General features: G+C 66.3%; 20 protein-coding genes. 8 read left to right on the forward strand and 12 right to left on the reverse strand.

Annotation, left to right across the window (positions count from 1 at the left end; genetic code table 11):
• Window positions 1–146: 146 nt before the first annotated feature.
• Window positions 147–1,466, reverse strand: coding sequence for an MFS transporter (locus tag ACQ5BL_RS26675; protein WP_207888160.1), 1,320 nt, complete (start codon window positions 1,464–1,466; stop codon window positions 147–149).
• A 260-nt stretch (window positions 1,467–1,726) separates the two neighbouring features.
• Between ACQ5BL_RS26675 and ACQ5BL_RS26680 the strand changes: the two genes are divergently transcribed.
• Window positions 1,727–2,131: an acyl-CoA thioesterase gene (locus tag ACQ5BL_RS26680; protein WP_015479588.1), complete on the forward strand. Its 405-nt coding sequence runs from the start codon at window positions 1,727–1,729 to the stop codon at window positions 2,129–2,131.
• A gap of 60 nt (window positions 2,132–2,191) precedes the next feature.
• Here the strand turns inward: ACQ5BL_RS26680 and betA are convergent, their stop codons facing one another.
• The 3 genes from betA to betI form a co-directional block, all read right to left on the reverse strand.
• A complete protein-coding gene (betA, locus tag ACQ5BL_RS26685) occupies window positions 2,192–3,874 on the reverse strand; it encodes a choline dehydrogenase (protein WP_243807527.1) in 1,683 nt (560 codons plus the stop codon).
• Between the two features lie 128 nt (window positions 3,875–4,002).
• On the reverse strand, window positions 4,003–5,475 hold the full coding sequence (gene betB / locus ACQ5BL_RS26690) for a betaine-aldehyde dehydrogenase (RefSeq protein WP_243807526.1): 1,473 nt from the start codon (window positions 5,473–5,475) through the stop codon (window positions 4,003–4,005).
• 53 nt (window positions 5,476–5,528) lie between these two features.
• Window positions 5,529–6,122 (reverse strand): transcriptional regulator BetI, encoded by a 594-nt coding sequence (betI, locus tag ACQ5BL_RS26695; protein ID WP_243807525.1) that lies wholly within the window; start codon window positions 6,120–6,122, stop codon window positions 5,529–5,531.
• A 360-nt stretch (window positions 6,123–6,482) separates the two neighbouring features.
• On the opposite strand from betI, the gene ACQ5BL_RS26700 reads away from it, so the two are divergent.
• From ACQ5BL_RS26700 to ACQ5BL_RS26710, 3 genes are all read left to right on the forward strand, one after another.
• Entirely contained in the window at window positions 6,483–8,021 is a 1,539-nt protein-coding gene (locus tag ACQ5BL_RS26700) for a BCCT family transporter (protein WP_207888189.1), read from the forward strand.
• Between the two features lie 157 nt (window positions 8,022–8,178).
• Window positions 8,179–8,739 (forward strand): HdeD family acid-resistance protein, encoded by a 561-nt coding sequence (locus ACQ5BL_RS26705; RefSeq protein WP_243807524.1) that lies wholly within the window; start codon window positions 8,179–8,181, stop codon window positions 8,737–8,739.
• On the forward strand, window positions 8,732–8,914 hold the full coding sequence (locus ACQ5BL_RS26710) for a hypothetical protein (protein ID WP_207888165.1): 183 nt from the start codon (window positions 8,732–8,734) through the stop codon (window positions 8,912–8,914). The genes ACQ5BL_RS26705 and ACQ5BL_RS26710 overlap by 8 nt, the downstream gene beginning before the upstream one ends.
• A 103-nt stretch (window positions 8,915–9,017) precedes the next feature.
• Here the strand turns inward: ACQ5BL_RS26710 and ACQ5BL_RS26715 are convergent, their stop codons facing one another.
• Complete coding sequence (locus ACQ5BL_RS26715) at window positions 9,018–10,472, reverse strand: PLP-dependent aminotransferase family protein (RefSeq protein ID WP_243807522.1); 1,455 nt, start codon at window positions 10,470–10,472, stop codon at window positions 9,018–9,020.
• A 117-nt stretch (window positions 10,473–10,589) separates the two neighbouring features.
• Here ACQ5BL_RS26715 and ACQ5BL_RS26720 point away from each other — a divergent pair, with 117 nt between their 5' ends.
• The 3 genes from ACQ5BL_RS26720 to ACQ5BL_RS26730 all read left to right on the forward strand — a co-directional run bounded on the left by ACQ5BL_RS26720 (window position 10,590) and on the right by ACQ5BL_RS26730 (window position 12,725).
• The gene (locus tag ACQ5BL_RS26720) at window positions 10,590–11,039 is read left to right on the forward strand and encodes a GNAT family N-acetyltransferase (protein WP_243807520.1); all 450 of its coding nucleotides are present in this window, start codon (window positions 10,590–10,592) and stop codon (window positions 11,037–11,039) included.
• A 12-nt stretch (window positions 11,040–11,051) separates the two neighbouring features.
• Complete coding sequence (locus ACQ5BL_RS26725; RefSeq protein ID WP_243807519.1) at window positions 11,052–11,732, forward strand: GNAT family N-acetyltransferase; 681 nt, start codon at window positions 11,052–11,054, stop codon at window positions 11,730–11,732.
• Between the two features lie 81 nt (window positions 11,733–11,813).
• Window positions 11,814–12,725 carry a D-hexose-6-phosphate mutarotase gene (locus ACQ5BL_RS26730; RefSeq protein WP_243807518.1) on the forward strand — a complete coding sequence of 304 codons (912 nt, stop codon included), beginning with the start codon at window positions 11,814–11,816 and terminating at the stop codon, window positions 12,723–12,725.
• Window positions 12,726–12,924: 199 nt separating this feature from the next.
• Here the strand turns inward: ACQ5BL_RS26730 and ACQ5BL_RS26735 are convergent, their stop codons facing one another.
• From ACQ5BL_RS26735 to purE, 4 genes are all read right to left on the reverse strand, one after another.
• Entirely contained in the window at window positions 12,925–13,467 is a 543-nt protein-coding gene (locus tag ACQ5BL_RS26735; RefSeq protein WP_243807517.1) for a DUF3299 domain-containing protein, read from the reverse strand.
• A gap of 85 nt (window positions 13,468–13,552) precedes the next feature.
• Window positions 13,553–13,798, reverse strand: a complete 246-nt coding sequence (locus tag ACQ5BL_RS26740) for a GlsB/YeaQ/YmgE family stress response membrane protein (RefSeq protein WP_207888171.1) — start codon at window positions 13,796–13,798, stop codon at window positions 13,553–13,555.
• A gap of 202 nt (window positions 13,799–14,000) precedes the next feature.
• The gene (locus tag ACQ5BL_RS26745) at window positions 14,001–15,086 is read right to left on the reverse strand and encodes a 5-(carboxyamino)imidazole ribonucleotide synthase (protein ID WP_243807516.1); all 1,086 of its coding nucleotides are present in this window, start codon (window positions 15,084–15,086) and stop codon (window positions 14,001–14,003) included.
• 57 nt (window positions 15,087–15,143) lie between these two features.
• Entirely contained in the window at window positions 15,144–15,635 is a 492-nt protein-coding gene (gene purE, locus ACQ5BL_RS26750; protein ID WP_207888173.1) for a 5-(carboxyamino)imidazole ribonucleotide mutase, read from the reverse strand.
• Window positions 15,636–15,966: 331 nt separating this feature from the next.
• Here purE and adhP point away from each other — a divergent pair, with 331 nt between their 5' ends.
• Window positions 15,967–16,995 carry an alcohol dehydrogenase AdhP gene (gene adhP / locus ACQ5BL_RS26755; protein ID WP_207888190.1) on the forward strand — a complete coding sequence of 343 codons (1,029 nt, stop codon included), beginning with the start codon at window positions 15,967–15,969 and terminating at the stop codon, window positions 16,993–16,995.
• Window positions 16,996–17,409: 414 nt separating this feature from the next.
• On the opposite strand, the gene ACQ5BL_RS26760 is transcribed toward adhP, so the two are convergent.
• The 3 genes from ACQ5BL_RS26760 to ACQ5BL_RS26770 form a co-directional block, all read right to left on the reverse strand.
• A complete protein-coding gene (locus tag ACQ5BL_RS26760; protein ID WP_243807515.1) occupies window positions 17,410–19,839 on the reverse strand; it encodes a TonB-dependent siderophore receptor in 2,430 nt (809 codons plus the stop codon).
• A gap of 114 nt (window positions 19,840–19,953) precedes the next feature.
• Window positions 19,954–20,958 (reverse strand): FecR family protein, encoded by a 1,005-nt coding sequence (locus ACQ5BL_RS26765; RefSeq protein WP_243807512.1) that lies wholly within the window; start codon window positions 20,956–20,958, stop codon window positions 19,954–19,956.
• On the reverse strand, window positions 20,955–21,539 hold the full coding sequence (locus ACQ5BL_RS26770; protein WP_243807511.1) for an RNA polymerase sigma factor: 585 nt from the start codon (window positions 21,537–21,539) through the stop codon (window positions 20,955–20,957). Before ACQ5BL_RS26770 ends, ACQ5BL_RS26765 begins: the two co-directional genes overlap by 4 nt.
• Window positions 21,540–21,546: the final 7 nt, after the last annotated feature.

Here is a 21,546-nt window from a genome sequence, read left to right on the forward strand (position 1 = left end):
ATCACCACTTCCAACTTCGACCTACTGTAAGTGCTTGATTTTCAAGCTCTTTCAGCGCTTCGTCGCTGGGAGTGGTGCGCATTATAGGGAGTTTAAATTGGCCGTCAACGACTAATTTAAACTTTCTGCAAAAACTGTCCGACCGATCAATTTACCGCCACACCCTGCCCTGTCAGACGGCGCTCCTGGCGCAGCAGATAGCCGCCCACCAGCAGGCCGACCACGCACAGCGCCACGACGTAGTAGGCCGGCCCCAGTGGGTCTTCCTTCATAAGGAGGGCAACCACCATGGGTGTCAGGCCGCCGAAGATGGCGTAGGCCAGGTTGTAGGAGAAGGACAGGCCGGTGAAGCGCACGACCGGGGGAAAGGCGTTCACCATGACATAGGGCACCGCGCCGATGACGCCGACACACAGGCCAGTCAATGCATACAGCGGGAACAACCAGTCCGGGTGTGCCTTGAGGCTGGTGTAGAAGGTCCAGCAGACGACGCCCAGCAGCACGCTGCCGACTATAAAGGTGCGACCGGCGCCGAAACGATCCGCCAAGCGCCCGGCAAGGATGCAGCCGACACTGAGGAATACAATCGCCAGGCTGTTGGCCTTCAGGGCCGTGGCCGCATCGAAGCCGTAGACCGTCTGCAGCACCGACGGCGTCATCAGGATCACCACCACGATGGCGGCCGACAGCACCCAGGTCAGCAGCATGGACAGCACCACCGCCGGACGATGCTCGCGCACCACCACACCCAGCGGCACTTCTTCGGCCAACTGCTTGCGCAGTTGCAGCTCGGCAAAAACCGGTGTTTCGTGCAGCCAGCGGCGCAGGTAGACGGAGAACAGGCCGAAGATGCCGCCGAGCAGGAACGGAATCCGCCAGGCATAGGCCCGCACTTCCTCGGCACTGAAGACGCTGTTGATCAGCGTCGCTACCAGCGAACCGATGAGAATGCCCGCGGTCAGACCCGAGGTGAGCGTGCCGCAGGCATAGCCCACATGGCGGTGCGGAACGTGCTCGGCGACGAAGACCCAGGCGCCCGGCACTTCACCACCGATGGCGGCGCCCTGGATGATGCGCAGCAGCAACAGCGCCAGCGGCGCCCAGATGCCAATCTGCTCGTAGGTCGGCAGCAGGCCCATGATCAAGGTGGGAACGGCCATCAGGAAGATGCTCAGGGTGAACATCTTCTTGCGCCCCAGCAGGTCGCCGAAGTGCGCCATGACCACTCCACCCAGCGGACGGGCCAGGTAGCCGGCTGCGAACAGCCCGAAGGTCTGCAGCTGACGCAGCCACTCGGGCATGTCGGCGGGGAAGAACAGCTTGCCGACCACGGTGGCGAAGAACACGAAGATGATGAAGTCGTAGAACTCCAGGGCGCCGCCCAGGGCAGACAGGGACAGGGTCTTGTAGTCGCTGCGGGTCAACGGACGTGACGCGGGCGCGGCAGGAGCGTTCACAGAAGGCATTGTGATTATTCTCGACAGGCAAGGCAGATGGCGGCGGCGTTGAGCCGCCGGTGCCGAACCATAGCAAATTGCGCCAGGACGACACAGGCATGCGCGGACGAGGCAAAGTCGAATCCCTACGGTCGTCGCAGCGGGCCTTGCTCTATATAATGCAGACAGGCCGATCAAAAGCTGTCCCAAGGCCTTGCACCGGCAGGTGTCTTGGGAGAGTTTTTCCACAACCTCACCATGAGTACGCCGGGGGCAAGAGGCCCTGAACTATGATCGAGCTCGAACAAGAAGACCCCATTCCGCAGGGTGACTTGGCCCTGCAGATAACCGCCCTGCCGCGCGAGACCAACGGCTTCGGTGACATCTTCGGTGGTTGGCTGGTGGCGCAGATGGATCTCGCCGGTACCGCCATGGCCAGCCGCATCGCTGGCGGCCGCGTCGCTACAGTGGCCATCGACCGTATGGCCTTCCTAGTTCCGGTCGCCGTTGGCGCCCAGCTCTCCTTCTATACGCAATCGCTGGAAGTCGGCCGCAGCTCGATCCGCATGCTGGTCGAAGTGTGGAGCGACGATCCGCTGTCCAGCGAATGGCGCAAGGTCACCGAGGCAGTCTTCGTGTTCGTCGCCATCGACGGCAGCGGTCGCACCCGTCCGGTTCCACCGCGCCGAGGCTGAAAACTGAAACGCCGGCTATCAAGCCGGCGTTTTCGTACGTGCCCTTCTCTCTTTTCAGGATCAGCGCATCGGCTTGCCGCGTACCGGAGCGCCGTTGGCCTTGTAGTAGTCGGCGGTGCTGCGGGGCAGCGGCTGACGGCCACGGACCTTATCGGCGATCTTCTCGGCCATCATGATGGTGGTGGCATTGAGGTTGCCGGTGATGATCAGCGGCATGATCGAGGCGTCGACCACGCGCAGCCCCTGCATGCCGTGCACACGACCCTCGCCGTCGACCACCGCCATGTCGTCCTCGCCCATCTTGCAGGAGCAGGACGGGTGGAAGGCGGTTTCCGCGTGCTCGCGTACGAAGGCGTCCAGTTCGGCATCGCTCTGCTTGTCCAGACCCGGGCTGAGCTCGCGGCCACGGAAGGGGTCGAGCGCCGGCTGGTTCATGATCTCGCGGGTCAGGCGGATGCCATCGCGGAACTCCTGCCAGTCCTGCTCGCTGGACATGTAGTTGAACAGGATGCTCGGATGCTTGCGCGGGTCGCGGGAGACCGCGTTGATCCGGCCGCGGCTGGGAGAGCGCATGGAGCCGACGTGGGCCTGGAAGCCATGCTCCTTCACTGCGTTGCTGCCGTTGTAGTTAATTGCCACCGGCAGGAAGTGGTACTGGATGTTCGGCCACTCGAACTCCGGACGGGTGCGGATGAAGCCACCGGCCTCGAACTGGTTGCTCGCGCCCAGGCCGGTGCCGAGGAACATCCACTCAGCGCCGATCTGCGGCTGGTTCCACCACTGCAGTGCCGGGTACAGCGAGACCGGCTGCTTGCAGGCGTACTGCAGGTACATTTCCAGGTGGTCCTGGAGGTTCTGGCCGACGCCGGGCAGGTCATGCACCACCTCGATGCCCAGGTCGCGCAGCAGGCCCGCCGGACCGACGCCCGAACGTTGCAGCAGCTGCGGCGAGGCGATGGCGCCGGAGCACACCAGCACTTCGCGGCGGGCACGAACTTCCTTCAGCGCATTGTCGTTGCCATGCAGGTAGGTCGCCCCGATGGCGCGCTTGCCGCTGAACAGGATGCGGTCGGTCAGCGCGTGGGTGACGATGGTCAGGTTCGGCCGCTCGCGGGCCTGGTCCAGGTAGCCGCGTGCGGTGCTGGAGCGACGGCCCTGCGGGGTCACGGTGCGATCCATCGGACCGAAACCTTCCTGCTGGTAGCCGTTGAGGTCTTCGGTTCGCGGATAGCCCGCCTGCACGCCGGCCTCGACCATGGCATGGAACAGCGGGTTGTTGCCGGCCTTGGGCGTGGTGACGCTGACCGGGCCATTGCCACCGTGGTAGTCGTTGGGGCCGATGTCGCGGGTCTCGGCCTTGCGGAAGTACGGCAGACAGTCGAGGTAGGTCCAGTCTTCCAGGCCCTTGGCCTGGGCCCAACCGTCGAAGTCCATGGCGTTGCCGCGGATGTAGCACATGCCGTTGATCAGCGAGGAGCCACCCAGCCCCTTGCCGCGACCGCACTCCATGCGGCGGTTGTTCATGTGCGGCTCGGGATCAGTCACATAGGCCCAGTTGTAGCGACGACCCTGCAGCGGGTAGGCCAGCGCGGCCGGCATCTGGGTGCGGAAGTCGGCGCGGTAGTCCGGGCCGCCGGCTTCGAGCAGCAGGACGCTGACGTCGGCGTCTTCGGTCAGGCGGGTAGCCAGTACGTTACCGGCGGAACCGGCACCAATGATGATGTAGTCGAATTCCTGGGACATGCAGGCCTTCCTCTTTTTCAGGCACGACACCGCCCGCGACGCGTGCGCGTCGGTGTCTGCGTATTCGGGATGGCCGGTGGTCAGGGAGTGGGGCCTGCGACCGGCCGTTCAGGGCTCGCTCGCGGCGGTCAGAACACCGAGGCGTAGTCGCCCAGCTCTACCTGCACGGATTTGATGCGAGTGTAGTGAGCCAGGGTGGTCAGACCGTTCTCGCGACCGACACCCGATTGCTTGTACCCGCCAACCGGCATTTCGGCCGGCGACTCGCCCCAGGTGTTGATCCAGCAGATGCCGGCTTCCAGGCGGTGGATCGCACGGTGCGCGCGGGCCAGGTCCTGGGTGACGACGCCGGCGGCCAGGCCGTACTCGGTGTCGTTGGCGCGGCGGATGGCTTCGTCTTCGGTGTCGTAGACGAGGATGCTCATGACCGGCCCGAAGATCTCTTCGCGGACGATGGTCATGTCATCGGTGCAGTCGGTGAACACGGTCGGCGCGACGTAGGCGCCCTTGGCGAACTCGCCCTGGGTGACACGCTCACCACCGCACAGCAGGCGGGCCTTCTGCTCTTTACCCGACTCGATGTAGGAGAGCACGCTCTCCATGTGGGCGAAGCTGGTCAGCGGGCCGAAGTTGGTGTTTTCGTCCTGCGGGCTGCCCAGGCGGATGCGCTTCACGCGCTCGACGACCTTCGCCTCGAAGCGTGCCTGCAGGCTGCGCGGGATGAACACGCGGGTGCCGTTGGTGCACACCTGGCCGGAGCTGAAGAAGTTGGCCATGACGGCGATGTCGGCGGCACGGTCGAGGTTGGCGTCTTCGAAGATGATCAGCGGCGACTTGCCACCCAGCTCCATGGTGACGTCCTTGAGCGAGGAGCTCGAGGCGCTGGCCATGACCTTCTTGCCGGTGGAGGTGCCGCCGGTGAAGGAGATCTTCTCGATCAGCGGGTGCTCGGTCAGCCACTGGCCGACTTCGCGGCCGCTGCCGGTGAGGACGCTGAACACGCCATCGGGCAGGCCGGCCTCGGTGTAGATTTCGGCGAGCTTCAGCGCGGTCAGCGGGGTGACTTCGCTGGGCTTGAAGATCATCGCGTTGCCGGCGGCCAGGGCCGGGGCGGATTTCCACAGGGCGATCTGGATCGGGTAGTTCCAGGCGCCGATGCCGGCGACCACGCCCAGCGGCTCGCGGCGGGTGTAGACGAAGCTGGTCTCGCGCAGCGGGATCTGCTCGCCTTCGATGGCCGGCACCAGGCCAGCGTAGTACTCGAGCACGTCGGCGCCGGTAACGATGTCGACGTTGCGGGTCTCGGCCAGCGGCTTGCCGGTGTCGAGGGTTTCCAGTTCGGCCAGCTCGTCGTTGCGCTGACGGAGGATTTCTACGGCACGGCGCAGGATGCGCGAACGCTGCATGGCGGTCATTGCCGCCCAGACTTTCTGCCCTTCCACCGCGGCCTGTACGGCGCGCTCGACGTCGTCCTTGGAGGCGCGCTGGACCTGGGCGAGAACCTCACCATTGGCCGGATTGATGGTTTCGAAGGTGGCGCCGCTGGTGGCTTCCACGTAGCGACCGCCGATGTAGAGCTTCTGTTCTTCGAATCGAGCCATGGTGTAGGCGTCCTCTCTTATTAGGTATCAGTGCGCAAGGCTGGCACAGCGGGCTATCCCGCCTGTTTCGCCAGTTGTTGGTCGAGGTAGTCGTATGCGATGGACAGTGCCTGCTCGGTGTCGAAGGCATCGCCCGAGAGCGCGCCGCGCAGCCACAACCCATCGATCAGCGCCGCCAGCCCACGGGCCGCCGCGCGCGCTTCGGCGATCGGCAGAACCCTGCGGAACTCGCAGCACAGGTTCGAATACAACCTGTGGTCGTTGACCCGCTGCAGGCGGCGCAACGACGGCTGGTGCATGCTGGTTGCCCAGAACGCCAGCCAGGTTTTCATCGCCGGCCCGTTGACCTGGCTCGCATCGAAGTTGCCTTCGATGATTGCGCGCAGGTGCGAGCGCGGCTCGTCATCCCTCAGGGCCCGGCGGCGTTCACCGACGGCCTTGTTCAGCGCCAGCATCAGATGGCGCATGGTCGCTTCCAGGAGTCCGTTCTTGTCCTGGAAGTAGTGGCTGATGATGCCGTTGGAGACCCCCGCCAGACGGGCGATCAGGGCGATGCTGGCGTCACCCATGCCCACCTGGTCCACCGCCTCCAATGTGGCGTGAATCAACTGGGAACGGCGAATCGGCTGCATACCGACCTTGGGCATTTCGTCTCTCCTCTTCGCCTGGACGTACCTGTGCCGTCCGGCGACTTGTTGGCCAGTCTATTTTGTTTTTATTGAACGTTCAATCAACTAAGAATAAGCTGCGCTCCGTGAACCACTCCGAGCCTTGTGTGCAAGCGGGCCCGAGCCGTTCATCGCCGCATCGTTTTCCAACCTTCAAGGATCGCAGAATCCCGGTGGGAAGTGTCATGCGGCTGTGCTGTGTCTGTGGTTTGCGGCCCGTCGCCGTGCCTTAGTCGCATCCGACGCCGGCCGCCATGCGTTCACTGTCATGGGGTCATCCTCCAAATGAGTACTGCTTCGCCAATAAAAACAAACGAGCAGGTACGTCTGAATCCGGTCGTGTTCTACGGTTCCACCGTACTGATCCTGGTTCTGACCGCCGCCCTTATTCTCTTTCCCGACAGCGCCGGTGCGGTCCTCAATCGCACGCAAGCTTGGCTTTCGCACAGTTTCGGCTGGTACTACATGCTGGCCATCGGCAGCTACCTGTTCTTCGTACTCTGGGTCGCGTTCTCGCGCTACGGCCAGCTGAAGCTGGGCGCCGACCACGAGAAGCCGGACTTCAGCTACGGCGCCTGGGCCGGCATGCTGTTCTCCTCCGGCATCGGCATCTCGCTGCTGTACTTCGCAGCCTCCGAGCCGATCGATCACCTCTACCATCCGCCGGAAGGTGTGGCCGGAACGCCGCAGGCCGCCCGCCAAGCGCTGCAGCTGACCTTCCTGCACTGGGGCGTGCATGGCTGGGCGATCTACGCGCTGGTCGGCCTGGCCGTCGGCTACTTCGCCTATCGCCATCGCCAGCCGCTGGCCCTGCGTTCGGCGCTGCTGCCGATCCTCGGTGAACGCTGGGTGAAAGGCAGCGCCGGCAACGCGGTGGACTGCTTCGGCATCTTCGTCACCCTGCTGGGCCTGGTGACCAACCTGGGCATCGGTGCGCTGCAGGTGTCCTCGGGCATCGAGTACCTGACCGGCATGGAGCATTCCAAGACCACCCTGCTGATCGTGCTGCTGGTGATGAGCCTGGTGGCCACGCTGGCCGCGGTCTCGGGCATCGAGAAAGGCATCCGCCGGCTGTCCAACCTGAACATCGTGCTGTTCAGCTCGCTGCTGGTGTTCGTGCTGGTCTGCGGCTCTACCCTGGAGCTGCTCAACGGTTTCGTGCAGAACCTGGGCGACTATCTCAACGGCCTGATCCTCAAGACCTTCGACCTCTACGTCTACACCGGCGGCGGCGCCGGCAAGAACGAAGAGTGGCTGGGCCTGTGGACCCTGTTCTACTGGGCCTGGTGGATCTCCTGGGCGCCCTTCGTCGGCATGTTCATCGCCCGTATTTCCCGTGGCCGCACCGTGCGCGAACTGGTCATGGGCGTGCTGCTGATCCCGCTGGGCTTCACCCTCGCCTGGCTGTCGGTGTTCGGCAACAGCGCGGTGGATCTGGTGATGAACCACGGCGCCGCCGACCTGGGCAAGGCCGCGCTGGAGCAGCCGTCGATGTCGATCTACCTGCTGCTGGAGCACTACCCCTTCGCCAAGATCGTGATCGGCATGTCGATCTTCGTCGGCTTCGTGCTGTTCCTCACCCCGGCTGACTCCGGCTCGGTGATGCTGGCCAACCTGTCGCGCCAGGGCGGCGATCTCGATGAAGACGCCCCGCACTGGCTGCGCATCCTCTGGTCCGCGGTGATCACCCTGGTGACCATCGGCCTGTTGTTCGCCGGCAACTTCACCGCCATGCAGACCGTCGTGGTGCTGGCCGGGCTGCCGTTCTCGGCGGTGCTGATCCTGTTCATGTTCGGCCTCTACAAGGCCATGAAGGCGGATTACGAGGCCCTGCACGGCCAGGCCGCGTCGCCCGCCTCCCTGGCTCCCGCAGCCTGATCTCCCCGGCGGCGTCGCCAGACGCCGCCCGCCTGCTGAGGCAGGCCCTTTCGCCCGGCCCCGCGCCGGGCTTTTCTTTTTCCGCTCGTTGATCTGGGCCGCTCAAGCGCGCCGGCGAACGACTATGGTGTCTGCGATACCTATCGTGGAGACAGTCATGAGCGACAACCCTCTCTGGCAGGCCCTCGGCCAACACTGGAAATGGATTGCCCTGCGCGGCGTGGCGGCAGTGATCTTCGGCCTGGTGGCAATCGCCTGGCCGGCTATCGCCCTGGCCGTGCTGGTCCTGGTCTGGGGCGCCTACGCCTTCGTCGACGGGGTATTCACCCTGCTGGCCGCCGCACGCATGCGCGAATCGGGCCGGCCGATCTGGCCGCTGGTGCTGGTCGGCCTGCTGGGCGTCGTCGCGGGGCTGGTGGCGTTCTTCTGGCCGGCACTGACGGCGCTGGGCCTGCTCATGCTGATCGCCGCCTGGGCGCTGGTCACCGGCGCGCTGCAGATCATCGCCGCGATCCGCCTGCGCAAGGCATTGGCCAACGAGTGGTGGCTGGGTCTTTCCGGAGCGCTGTCGGTGCTGTTCGGCGTCCTGATGATTGCCAACCCCGGTGCCGGCGCGGTGGCGGTGGCCTGGGTGATCGGCGCCTATGCGGTGTTCTTCGGCGTGATGCTGGTGCTGCTCGCCCTGCGCCTGCGCAAGACCTCGACCTTCAATGCCTGAGCGGGACTGGTGCCTGCTGCGCCTGGACGACAACGGCAACCGCTTCGTCATGCGCCGCCAGCTGACCCGCGACGAGGCCGAGGCCCTGGCGCGGAACTACCAGGCGCGCGGGCACAAGCAGACGTACTGGGCGGAGCGGGAGCAGCCGCCGTCTTGCGAGCGTCCGCGGGAATGACGGCACTCTGCACCGCAGCATGAACGTAGGGTGCTCCGGGGTCGACCATGGAGCTACCGATGAACACAGTGCATCGGCGTACAACCGCGAACGGTTGTACGCCCTACCGCCACACCTTGCGCAGCGCCTTGAGCGCTTCGGCGATCCGCGCCTCGGGTACCGCCGCGAAACCCAGTACCAGTCCGGCGCGTTGGTCTTCCGGCTCTGCGGACTCCGGCAGCCAGTAGTCGCTCAGCGCATTCACCTCTACCCCCACGGCCAGCGCACGCTGCACCAGTTCACGTTCGCGCTCGCGACTATCGACCCGTACGCACAGGTGCAGCCCCGCTTCCACCGTCGGCATCGGAGCGCAGCCAGCCACTTCCGGCCAGCCCCGCAGCAAGGCATCGCGCCGGCTGCGTGCGGCTCGGCGCATGCGGCGAACATGACGCTGGAAATGCCCCTCGGCGATGAAGTCCGCCATCACCCGCTGGGTACCGACCTCCGAGTGCCGCACGTCCAGCGCGCGACGGCGGGCGAAGGCCTGCGCCAGCGCCGGCGGGACCACGAGATAGCCCAGGCGCAGCGCGGGAAAAGCGATCTTGCAGAAGGTGCCGACATAGAGCACCCGGTCATGCCGGTCCAGCGCCGCCAGCGGCATCAACGGCGTACCGCTGTAGCGGTACTCGCCATCGTAGTCATCCTCGACGATCCAGCCGCCACTGCGCTCGGCCCACTCCAGCAGCTCCAGGCGCCGCGCCAGGGACAGGGTCACCCCGGTCGGGTACTGGTGAGAGGGCGTGACGTAGACCAGCCGGCAGTCCGGCAACTGCTCCAGCTGCGCCGTGCACAGGCCGTCGGCATCTACTGGCACGCCATGCAGCCGTGCGCCGGCGGTGGCGAAGGCGTGGCCGGCTGCGCGGTAGCCGGGATTCTCGATGGCCGCGCCGTCGCCCTCGGCCAGCAGTACCTGGGCGCACAGCGCGATGCCCTGCTGGGCGCCGCTGGTGATGATGATCTGCCCGGCGTCGCAATGCAGCCCTCGCGTGCTGCGCAGGTAGGCGGCGACCAGTTCGCGCAGGCGTTGTTCGCCCGCCGGGTCGCCGTAGCCCAGGCAATCCAGCGGCGGGTCGCGCCAGAAGCGCGCCTGCAGCCGCGCCCAGGTATCGAAGGGAAACAGGTCGAAGGCCGGCACGCCAACGCGGAAGGCACGGGGCGCGCCGGTGGGCGGCAGCGGCAGATGATGCTTCGCCAGGCGCTCCAGCGACGGCGCATCCGGGCTGCGCGCCTCGCCGCGCGCGGTGTCCACCGACGGCTGCACCCGCTCGGCCACATAGGTGCCGTCACCCGTACGCCCCTCGATGTAGCCCTCCGCGTAGAGCTGCTCGTAGGCACGCACCACGGTATTGCGCGAAACCCCCAGTGACGCCGCCAGGTCGCGGCTTGCCGGCAACCGCGAACGCGCCGCCAGGCGCCCGTCGAGGATGCGCTCACGAAGGGCCTGGAACAGTTGCACCCCCAGTGGCCGCGCGGGATCGAGAAGGATGCCGGAGGGGTTGAAAGGCAGCGGAACACTCATGCGGGCGGATTCCAGGAGGACGGCAATGGTTCCTTTGATTTCACCATGAATGGCTCTTTAGCAGAACCATTTCCCGGCCTAGGCTGGAACCATTCCAACGCACACAAGGCCGTCACCATGACTTCCGCTGTCGAGATCCGCCCGATCACCGCTGACGATCACGCCGTCTGGCTGCCGCTCTGGCAGGGTTACCAGCGCTTCTACAAGACCACCATCGATGAGGCCACCAGCGCCGTGACCTGGCAGCGCTTCCTCGACCCGGCCGAGCCGATGCACGCCGCCCTCGCCTGGCGCGACGGCGAGGCCATCGGCATGGTGCATTTCATCTACCACCGCTCCTGCTGGACCCAGGGCGACTACGTCTACCTGCAGGACCTGTTCGTCACCGAAGGCCAGCGTGGCGGCGGCATCGGTGCGGCGCTGATCGAGCACGTCTATGCCGATGCCCGCGCCAACGGCGCCTCGCGGGTGCACTGGCTGACCCACGAGACCAACACCGACGCCATGTTCCTCTACGACCGGATTGCCGACCGCTCCGGTTTCGTCCAGTACCGCAAGATCATCTGACCCGGAGCGCCCATGAACGACCAGCCCCTGCTGAACTGGCGCCCCGCCGCCACCCCCGAAAAACGCATCCTGCCCGGCCGCTACGTCAACCTGGTGCCACTGGATGCCGTCATCCATGGCGACGACCTGTGGGCAGCCCTGCAAGGTCCGGACTCCGATCCGCTGCTCTGGGATTACCTGCCTTACGGCCCTTTCCCCGAGCGTGCGCCGTTCGACGCCTGGCTCGCCGGCAATGCCGCCAGCGCCGACCCGATGTTCTTCGCCGTGATCGACCGCGTCAGCGGCCGCGCGGTGGGCCTGCTCAGCTTCCTGCGAATCTTCCCCAAGGACGGCAGCATCGAGATCGGCCACATCGCCTACGGCCGCGCGATGCAGCGCTCGCCCGCGTCCACCGAGGCGGTCTACCTGCTGGCGCGCTGGGCCTTCGAGATGGGCTACCGCCGCCTGGAGTGGAAGTGCAACGCGCTCAACGCCCGTTCCATGCGCGCCGCCGTGCGCCTGGGCTTCACCTTCGAGGGCACCTTCCGCCAGGCAACCGTGGTGAAGGACCGCAACCGCGACACCGCCTGGTTCTCGATCATCGACAGTGAATGGCCGCGCTGCCAGCAAGCCTTCGAGGCCTGGCTGGCTGCAACCAATTTCGACGGGGAAGGACGGCAGCGGACGCAGCTGGCGGACCTGCGCCTGCGCTGATCTTTTCATTCTCCGGGAACTGCCCGGCGCGCGGAGGATCGGTGATACTGAATCTTTCCCATCGCAGCCCCGGAGACCACCATGAGCAGCGATATCCAGACGCCCCGCGTCGAGCAGGTGCAGGTCGACGAACTGCCCTGCTGGCGCATCCACACCGCCCATGGTGAAGCCCTGATCGCCCAGCAGGGCGCGCAATTGCTGAGCTACCAGCCCCACGAGCAGCCGCCGCTGGTGTGGCTGAGCGAGACGGCCGAGTTCCGCCACGGCCAGTCCCTGCGCGGCGGCGTGCCGGTCTGCTGGCCCTGGTTCGGCAACCTCGAACGCAACCCGGTGGATGTCCGCACCGCCTTTACCGGCGACAGCGCCCCGGCCCACGGTCTGGTGCGCAGCGTGGACTGGCAGCTGGACGACATCGCCGACGAACTGGGCGAACTGGCGGTGCACTTCAGCGTCGACGCCAGCCACGGCCTGCCCGGCTGGCCGCATTCGGCGCGCCTGGAACTGGTGATGCGCTTCGGCGAACGCCTGACCCTGGAAATGACCACCCACAACCTCGGCGACAAACCGCTGCCGGTCAGCCAGGCGCTGCACACCTATTTCGCGGTGAGCAACAGCCGCGAGATCGGCATCGACGGCCTGCAGGGCTGCCGCTACATCGAAACCCTGGAGAACTGGGAAGAGCGCCAGCAACACGGGCTGGTGCGCATTGCCGGGGAAACCGACCGCATCTACCTGGACGTGGAGAAGCCCCTGGTGATCCGCGATCCGCTGTGGGAGCGCGGCATCCACATCAAGGCCAGCGGCTCGCGCTCGGCGGTGGTGTGGAACCCCTGGATCGACAAGTCCGCGCGCCTGCCGCAGTTCCCGGACGATGCCTGGCAGGACATGCTGTGCATCGAGACCGCGCGGGTCTGGGACGACGTGATGAGCGTCGCCCCGGGGCGCAGCGAGACAATGAAGGTGGAAATCTGGAGCGAGCCGCTCAGCAGTTGAGCCCGCGGCGGTAGCAGATATCGTAGGAGCGGACTCTGTCCGCGATCCGTCGGCAAGGCCGGCGCTACATCAGGTTCGCGAGCAAGCTCGCTCCTACGCAGAGCGCTCCGCTGCAAGCCTGTAGGAGCGAGCTTGCTCGCGAACCGTGCCGGCACCCCTGTCAATCGCGGACGAAGTCCGCTCCTACGAAGACCGATTCTTACAGATCGCTCTCCTCCACCGGCCGCACCTTGGCGTCGTCGATGGCGTAGGCCGCATCGGCGAGGTCATTGCTGACCTTCTCGACCTTCAGCGTGCCGGTGACCCAGATCGGGCTGTAGATATCGTCGAGCTTGATGCCCTTGGGGTAGCGCACCAGCACGATCTGGTTCGGCGGCGGCGGCGGCACGTGGATGCAGGCGCCCGGATAGGGCACCAGGAAGAATTCGGTGACACGGCCCTTGGCATCGTTCTCCAGCGGCACCGGGTAGCCGCCCAGGCGCAACGCCTTGCCATTCAGCGCGGCGACGGTCTTGGTGGAATACATCACCTGCGGCAGCTTCTTGTCGGACTGCTTCAGGCCGCCCTTGTTGGTGAAGGTGCCGTTGGCCTCGGGGCCGTTGTGGGTGATTTCCGGCATGTCCTCCAGCGCCTTGCGGTCACTCGGCGGCATCAGGGACAGCCAGTCGGTTTCGGGAAGTTCGGCGGCGGATGCCAGGGACGTCAGCAGCACCAGGCTGCAGGCAAGCAATGTACGGCGCATCGTGGACTCGAAAGGCCCGGTGGGGCACGGACGGGAAGGTCTTCCAGCGCCCTCCCCCGTTGCGGGAGAGGGCTGGAAATCACCGTCAATTCTTCTTGATCAGACCGTAAATGACCAGCAGGACGATGGCGCCGATCACCGCGCCGATGAAGCCCGCCGCCTGGCCCACGGCGTAGATGCCCAGCGCCTGGCCGCCGTAGGTGGCCAACAGCGAGCCGCCGATGCCGATCAGGATGGTCATGATCCAGCCCATGCTGTCGTCGCCCGGCTTCAGAAAGCGCGCGACGAGCCCGACGATCAGGCCGATGACGATGGTTCCGATTAAGCCCATGACAGTCTCCTTGTGGATTGAGCGCGATGGGTTCGCGCTTGTCATGGGACAGTGTAGAAAACGCCGACGTTCCCTGTTCGGGACGCAGGCCAGAGCGACTTGCGGCGTAGCGCGACGCGCGCACGGATGCACCAGGCAGGCAGAAAAAAGCCGCGTCGGTGATTGACGCGGCTCCTTTCAAAGCACCGTGACCGGCAGGCCGTCAGCCCTTGGCGATCAGCGCCTCGACCTCGGCGATACGCGCCTTGAGGGTCGGCAGGTCCTGGCTGCGCAGGGTGGCGTGACCGACCTTGCGCCCGGCCTTGAAGGCCTTGCCGTAGTGGTGCAGGTGGCAGTCGGCGATGTTCAGTACATCAGCCACCGGCGGCACTTCGCCGATGAAGTTGAGCATGGCGCTCTCGCCCACCTTGGCGGTGGAACCCAGCGGCAGGCCGGCAACGGCGCGCAGGTGGTTCTCGAACTGGCTGCACTCGGCACCTTCGATGGTCCAGTGCCCGGAGTTGTGCACGCGCGGGGCGATCTCGTTGGCCTTCAGGCCGCCGTCGACCTCGAAGAACTCGAAGGCCATCACACCGACGTACTGCAGCTTGTCCAGCACGCGGCCGACGTAGTCCTCGGCCAGCGCCTGCAGCGGGTGGTCGGTGCTCGCCACGGACAGGCGCAGGATGCCGTTCTCGTGGGTGTTGTGGACCAGCGGGTAGAAGCGGGTCTCGCCGTCGCGGGCGCGTACCGCCACCAGCGAGACTTCGCCGGTGAAGGGCACGAAGCCTTCGAGGATGCAGGGCACGCTGCCCAGCTCGGCGAAGGCGCCGGTCACGTCCTCGGCCTTGCGCAGGACCTTCTGGCCCTTGCCGTCATAGCCCAGGGTGCGGGTCTTCATTACTGCCGGCAGGCCGATGCTGGCCACGGCGGCGTCGAGGTCGGCCTGGGACTGCACGTCGGCGAAGGCCGGGGTGGGAATCCCCAGGTCCTTGAACATGGACTTCTCGAACCAGCGGTCACGGGCAATGCGCAGCGACTCGGCGTTCGGGTATACCGGCACGAACTGCGACAGGAAGGCCACGGTCTCGGCCGGCACGCTCTCGAACTCGAAGGTCACCAGGTCGACTTCATCGGCCAGCTGGCGCAGGTGCTCCTGGTCGCTGTAGTCGGCGCGAATGTGTTCGCCCAGCGCTTGCGCGCAGGCGTCCGGCGCCGGATCGAGGAAGGCGAAGTTCATGCCCAGCGGCGTACCCGCCAGGGACAACATGCGGCCGAGCTGACCGCCACCAATGACACCGATTTTCATGGTTCGAGCCTGTGCTTGCTGACACTGTTCGGGGGCGCCGCGCGGACGCCCTGTTACTCACGCGTCGCGCGGGTCCGGATTGTCCAGGACCGTTTCGGTCTGGATGGTGCGGAACTCTTTCAGCGCCTCGTGATACTTCGGGTACTTGCCGCCCAGGATGCTGGCGGCCAGCAGTGCGGCGTTGGTAGCGCCGGCCTTGCCGATGGCCAGGGTGGCGACCGGAACGCCCGCCGGCATCTGCACGATGGACAGCAGCGAGTCGACGCCCGAGAGCATGGAGGACTGCACTGGCACGCCGAGCACCGGCAGGTGGGTCTTGGCGGCGCACATGCCCGGCAGGTGGGCGGCACCGCCGGCGCCGGCGATGATCACTTCGATGCCGCGGCCATCGGCCTCTTCGGCGTACTGGAACAGCAGGTCCGGGGTGCGGTGGGCGGAAACCACCTTCACTTCGTACGGAATGCCGAGCTTGTCCAGCATGTCCGCGGTGTGGCTCAGGGTGCTCCAGTCGGATTTGGAACCCATGATCACGCCAACCAGTGCGCTCATCGTCGTGCCTCTCTCAAGTGCGCTCTTGTGCGCGTCAGAAACCAACAAGCCACGCTCGTCGGAGGCGTGGCTTGTGCGTGGCCAAACCGGCGGGCAGTGCCGGCGGCTTGAAGGCGGCGCAGTATACCGCAAAGGGCACGCCGGGGTGCACCCACCATGACCGTCTGTCCCGATTTCGTCATTTCCCCGTGCTGGAGTGACTGACGACTTCGGAAAAGCTTGCTTCAACTCAAGGTGGCTTCGCCTCAAAGGAACAGACTCGTCTGACATCTTCCTGTTCCTGCCCGGATTGGGCAGGCCCCTCCCCCTTCAAGGAGCGAGTGCAATGTCCATGACCCTGCCCACGACCATGAAAGCCGCCGTCGTCCACGCCTTTGGCGAGCCGCTGCGGATCGAGGAAGTCAAAGTCCCGCTGCCCGGCCCCGGACAGATTCTGGTGAAGATCGAGGCGTCCGGCGTCTGCCACACCGACCTGCACGCCGCCGAGGGCGACTGGCCGGTGAAGCCGAGCCTGCCGTTCATTCCCGGCCATGAAGGCGTCGGCTTCGTCGCCGCGGTCGGCGCCGGCGTCACCCGCGTGAAGGAAGGCGACCGCGTCGGCGTGCCCTGGCTGTACACCGCCTGCGGCTGCTGCGAGCACTGCCTGACCGGTTGGGAAACCCTCTGCGAACACCAGCAGAACACCGGCTATTCGGTGAACGGCGGCTATGCCGAATATGTGCTGGCAGACCCCAACTTTGTCGGCATCCTGCCGAAAAATGTCGGCTTCACCGAGATTGCGCCAATCCTCTGCGCGGGCGTCACCGTCTACAAGGGCCTGAAGGAAACCCAGGCGCGCCCCGGCCAGTGGGTGGCCATTTCCGGCATTGGCGGCCTCGGCCACGTGGCCGTGCAATACGCCAGGGCCATGGGCCTGCATGTGGTAGCGGTGGACGTGGATGACGCCAAGCTGGAACTGGCCAGGAATCTGGGCGCCAAGCTGACCATCAATGCCAGGAAGGAAGACCCGGTACAGGTGGTGCAACGCGATATCGGCGGCGCCCATGGCGTGCTGGTGACTGCCGTCTCCAACAGCGCCTTCGGCCAGGGCATCGGCATGGCCCGCCGTGGCGGCACCGTGTCGCTGGTCGGCCTGCCGCCGGGCGATTTCCCCACGCCGATCTTCGACGTGGTGCTCAAGGGCCTGCACATCACCGGCTCCATCGTCGGTACCCGCGCGGACCTGCAGGAAGCCCTGGACTTCGCCGGCGAAGGGCTGGTGAAGGCCACTGTCAGCGCCGGGAAGCTGGACGACATCAACGCCATCCTCGACCGCATGCGCGCCGGGCAGATCGAAGGGCGGATCGTGGTGGAGATGTAAGGCTCGCTCGGTACATAGCAAAAGCCCCTCTCCCTGAAGGGAGAGGGAACCGTTCGGAGTGCGGGGGATGCCGGAGTCAGCCGGCAAGCCTTATACGAACGGTAGGAGCAACTGTCTTCTTCTGGAACTCCGTGCTCGGGATTTCCCTCTCCCTGAAGGGACAGGGGACCGTTTGGTGCAGGTTGAAACCATAGTGTCAGCCGGCACGGATAGCTCCCTCTCCCTTCGGAGCGGGGCGCGCAGCCAGGGCGGGGGGAGAGGGCTAAGGCCAACAAAGGACTATCCAGGTAGGAGCGGGCCATGCCCGCGATCGCGCCCATGGGGCGCTCCTGCACGAGCCACCGACAGCATGGGTATCGCTGCGCTCCACCCATCCTACAACTGCCGCGCGCGCCCGCCACGAGCACTCCCGGATCAGAACTCCACCGTCGTCGACACCTCGAACTGCCGCGGCTCGCCCACGGCGACGTAGAGGTTGTTCGCCGCCGATGGGTAATAGGTGCGGTCGAACAGGTTCTTCACGTTGAACTGGAAGCCGACGTTGTGCCCACCCAGCTGGGTGTCGTAGCTGGCGAAGACATCGGTGACGGTATAGGACGGCAGCTCGAAGGAGTTGGCCGGGTCGCCCGCGCGCTTGCCGACGTAGCGCGGGCCGCCGCCCAGGCGCAGATTGTCGCCGCCGAAGATCGAGCCCGCGTCATACACCGCCGCCAGAGAGGCGGTTTGCTTGGCCACGTTCTGCAGGCGATTGCCTTCCAGCTCCGGGTCCTCGGTCACCCTCGCGTCCAGCCAGGCGTAGCTGCCGATCAGGCTCCAGCGCTCGGTCAGCTGGCCGGTGACGTCCAGTTCGGCGCCGTAGGAGCGCACCTTGCCGGCGGTGCTGACTCGGGTGTCGCCGTTGGCGTCGAGCTGGGTGACCATCACGTTGCGCTTGTGGATGTCGAAGAACGCCAGATTGGCAGTGATGCGGCCGGGGATGTCCAGCTTGCCGCCGATTTCCCAGGAGGTGGCCTCCTCCGGCAGGATCGACGAGTCGATTACCTCGCCCGTGGACAGCGGCGCGATGGTGGAGTTGGGCTTGAACGATTCGGTGTAGCTGCCGTACAGCGAGACCTCGTCGTTGACCTTGTAGACCACGCCCGCGCGCGGCACCCACTTCTGCCCGTTGATGTCGGTGTTGGCCTTGAACGGCCGGCCGCGTCCGGCGTACTGGTCGTACATCTGGTAGCGCCCGCCGGCCACCAGGATCCAGTGCTCGTCCAGGTGCCAGGAGTCCTGCAGGAACAGCGAGTCGCTGCGCAGCTTGTCGGTCTGGTCGCTGTCGGCGGGGCTGACGCGGGTGGCCGGGGAAATCTGCCCGTAGACCGGATCGAGGTAGTCGAAGGTGTTGCTCTTGGTATCGCGGATCAGGTCGGCGCGGTAGATCTTGCGCTTTTCGCTGTCGATGCCGACGGTCACTTCATGGCGGAAGCCGCCCAGTTGCAGGTCGCCGTTGAGCCCCACGGTGGCGAAGCTGTCGCTGCTCACCGCGCCGTGAGTGCCGTCGACACGGCGCGTCACAGTACCCTTGGCGCTGTCGACCTTGGTCACCCGCGCCTGGTTGTCGTCGTAGGTCTCGCGGGTCCAGCCGTAGGCGAAATGCGCCTTCCAGGCGTCGTCCAGGCGATGCTCAACGTCCAGCCGGGTGAGATCGGAGCGGCCTTCGGTGATGTTGAACGGCTCGTCCAGGCGGCGCGTGCGCGGAATGTCCAGCGGCTTGTTGGTGCGCGGGTCGATGGCGGTGCCGCGGTCGAAGGGGGTCTTGAACTCCCGGTGCTCATAGCTGAGGTTGACCGTGGTGTCCTCGCCGAGCCAGGCCAGGGACGGCGCCACCAGCGTCTCGCGCTGCTGGCCGAAATTGCGCCAGTAGTTCTCGTCCTGATGATCGACGATCAGCCGGTAGGCCAGGTTCGACTCACCCAGCGCGCCGGTGCTGTCGACCTGGCCGCCACCGCCCTGCTTGCCGTGGGCGTAGGTCGAACCACGCAGGGTGACGGCGTTGTACTGCTGCAGTTGCGGCTTCTTGCTCACCACGTTGACCACCCCGCCTGGGTCCTGGATGCCGTAGAGCAGCGAGGCCGGCCCCTTGAGCACTTCGACGTGGTCGGCGGTGGCGGTGAGGTTGCGGCCCAGCACCGAGGGCAGGCCGTCGCGCATGATCGAGCCGTCGCGGTTGTCGCCGAAACCGCGCTTCATCACCGCATCCTGGGTGCCGCCGAGGGTGTTGGCCTGGGTGATGCCGCTGACGTTGCCCAGGGCATCGTCGAGGTTCTGTGGTTTCTGGTCGCGCAGCACCTGGGCCGGAACCGTGACGATGCTTTGCGGAGTCTCCAGGACCGGCGTGTCGGTGCGGCCGATGGAGGCGACCGGCGCCGGCTGGTAGCTGGCGGAATCGGCCAGGGCGGTGACGGTGGTGTCGGTGAGGCTCAGGGTGTCGTTCGGCAGGCGCTCCAGGGTCAGGGTGCGGCCATCGAGGGCGCGGAAGCGGTAGCCGGAACCGCTAAGCAGGCGGTTCAGTGCGTCGTCGGCGCTGAGTTGGCCAGTCACGGCCGGGGCCTTGAGGTCGTAGGGCGCTTCGTCGGTGTAGACCACGCTCAGCCCGGTCACCCGGCTGAACTCGCTGAGCGCCTGGGGCAGCGGTTGGGCGGCGATGTCGAAGCCGAAGCTTGCCTGCAGTCTGCTGCCGGCTTGCGTCTCCTCGGCCCATGCGGCCGGCGCCTGGGCAGTGGCCAGGACAGCGCCGAGCACGAAGGCGGCGAGCGGCTTCAGGGACAGTTCGGGGACAGCGCGGCACAACGGGGTCATCGGGGGCTCACTTGCTCGAAAGGTCGATTCCACATGCGAATAAATCGCATTCATGACCACTACACGGAGCAACCGCGGCAGTACCTCACCCTTTTTCCGAAAATATTTTCGTGTTCAGCGAATCAACACGAAGCGCCCCAGCAGCGCCTGCTGGCGGAAGCCCACCACCGCCTGCAGCGAATCCAGCGCAGCCTGCGGGTCGGCGCTGGGGAAACTGCCGCTGACCCGGCGCTGCGCCAGCTCGTCGTCGAGCAGGACGATGCGTCCTGGGTAATAGGCGCCCAGGCGCTCCAGCACCTCGCCCAGCGGCGCGCGGTAGAAAGTCAGCCACCCCTGGCGCCAGGCCAGTGCGGCCTGTGCATCGGCGGGCTGCGCCGCGCCCAGCGTCGTGCCGTCGATGCCGACCCGCTCGCCCGCGCCCAGCACCACTTCCGGCACGCCAACCGCATGGCTGCCGCGCACCGAGACGCGGCCTTCGGCAACGGTGACGCGGGTCTGTCCATCCAGGCGGCGCACTTCGAATTCGGTACCGAGCACCCGCGCCTCCCCTTCGCCGGCGCGCACCACGAAGGGCTTGGGCAGATGCTTCACGGTAAAGGACGCGGCGCCACGCAACAGCTCGACGCGGCGTTGCTCGCCCTCCAGCGAGACGGCGACGGCGCTGTCGGCGTCCAGGGTCATACGCGAGCCATCGGCCAGCGCGATCTCCCGCACCTGGCCCGGCGCGCTGACGTAGTCAGCGGACAGGTCGCCGAGCCAGTTGCCTGGCGACCACCATGCGCCGGCCCAGAGCATCAGCAGCAGGCAGGCGGCGCTGGCCAGGGGATAGCTCCAGCGTCGGTGATTGAGTTGAGCTCGGCGCGCGGCGGGGCGATCCATCTGCGCCAGATAGGCGTTCAAGGCATCGCCCTCCTCCGCCGCCAGTCGTTGCGCCGGCGCGGCGCTGGCCTGCCACAGTGCATCGACCTCGGCATAGGCGAGGGCATGTTGCGGGTCCGCCGCCAGCCACGCCTGGAAAGCCTCCAGCCAGGCTTCGCCGTCGCGATCCTGCAAACGCAGCAGCCACTGGCGCGCCTGGCGCTGGGCCTGCTGGGGCGAGGTGGCGATGTCGGGCTTCATCGGTCGGCGGCTCCACGGCGAGTAACCGGCGCGGCGGGTTCCAGGCTCGCCTTGCAGGCATCGAGGGCGCGCATCATATGTTTTTCCACCGCGCTCCGGGAAAGCTCCATGGCTGTGGCGATCTCGCCATAGGTGCGGCCATGCACGCGGCTGAGCAGGAAGATGTGGCGGGTGCGTCCGGGCAACTGGCGCAGGGCACACTCGATGCGTTCCAGTTCGGCACGGGCCTGCACCGCCTGCTCGGGCGATGGCTGCGCATCGTCATCGGGCAGTAGCGCGCTGAGGGTGCGACCGCGCGAATCCTCGCCGCGCAGATGGTCGATGGCCAGGTTGCGGGCGCTGCGCAACAGGTAGCTGCCCAGCTCCTCAACCGGCGCCTGCGGACGCTTCCAGAAGCGCAGGAACAACTCCTGCACCAGGTCCGCCGCCGTGGCGCGGCAGCCGACGCGGCGCTGAACCAGGGCCTCCATGCGCGGGCGCTGGGACAGGAACACCCGCAGGAAGTCCTCGCGCGGCAGCGAATCGGCGGGCGCTGGGGCGTCCACGGCAAAGGAGTCGGCCGGGTGGTCGGAATGGGACATCGGGGAC

The organism is Pseudomonas sp. B1-22, from assembly GCF_050474425.1.
Classification (GTDB): domain Bacteria; phylum Pseudomonadota; class Gammaproteobacteria; order Pseudomonadales; family Pseudomonadaceae; genus Pseudomonas.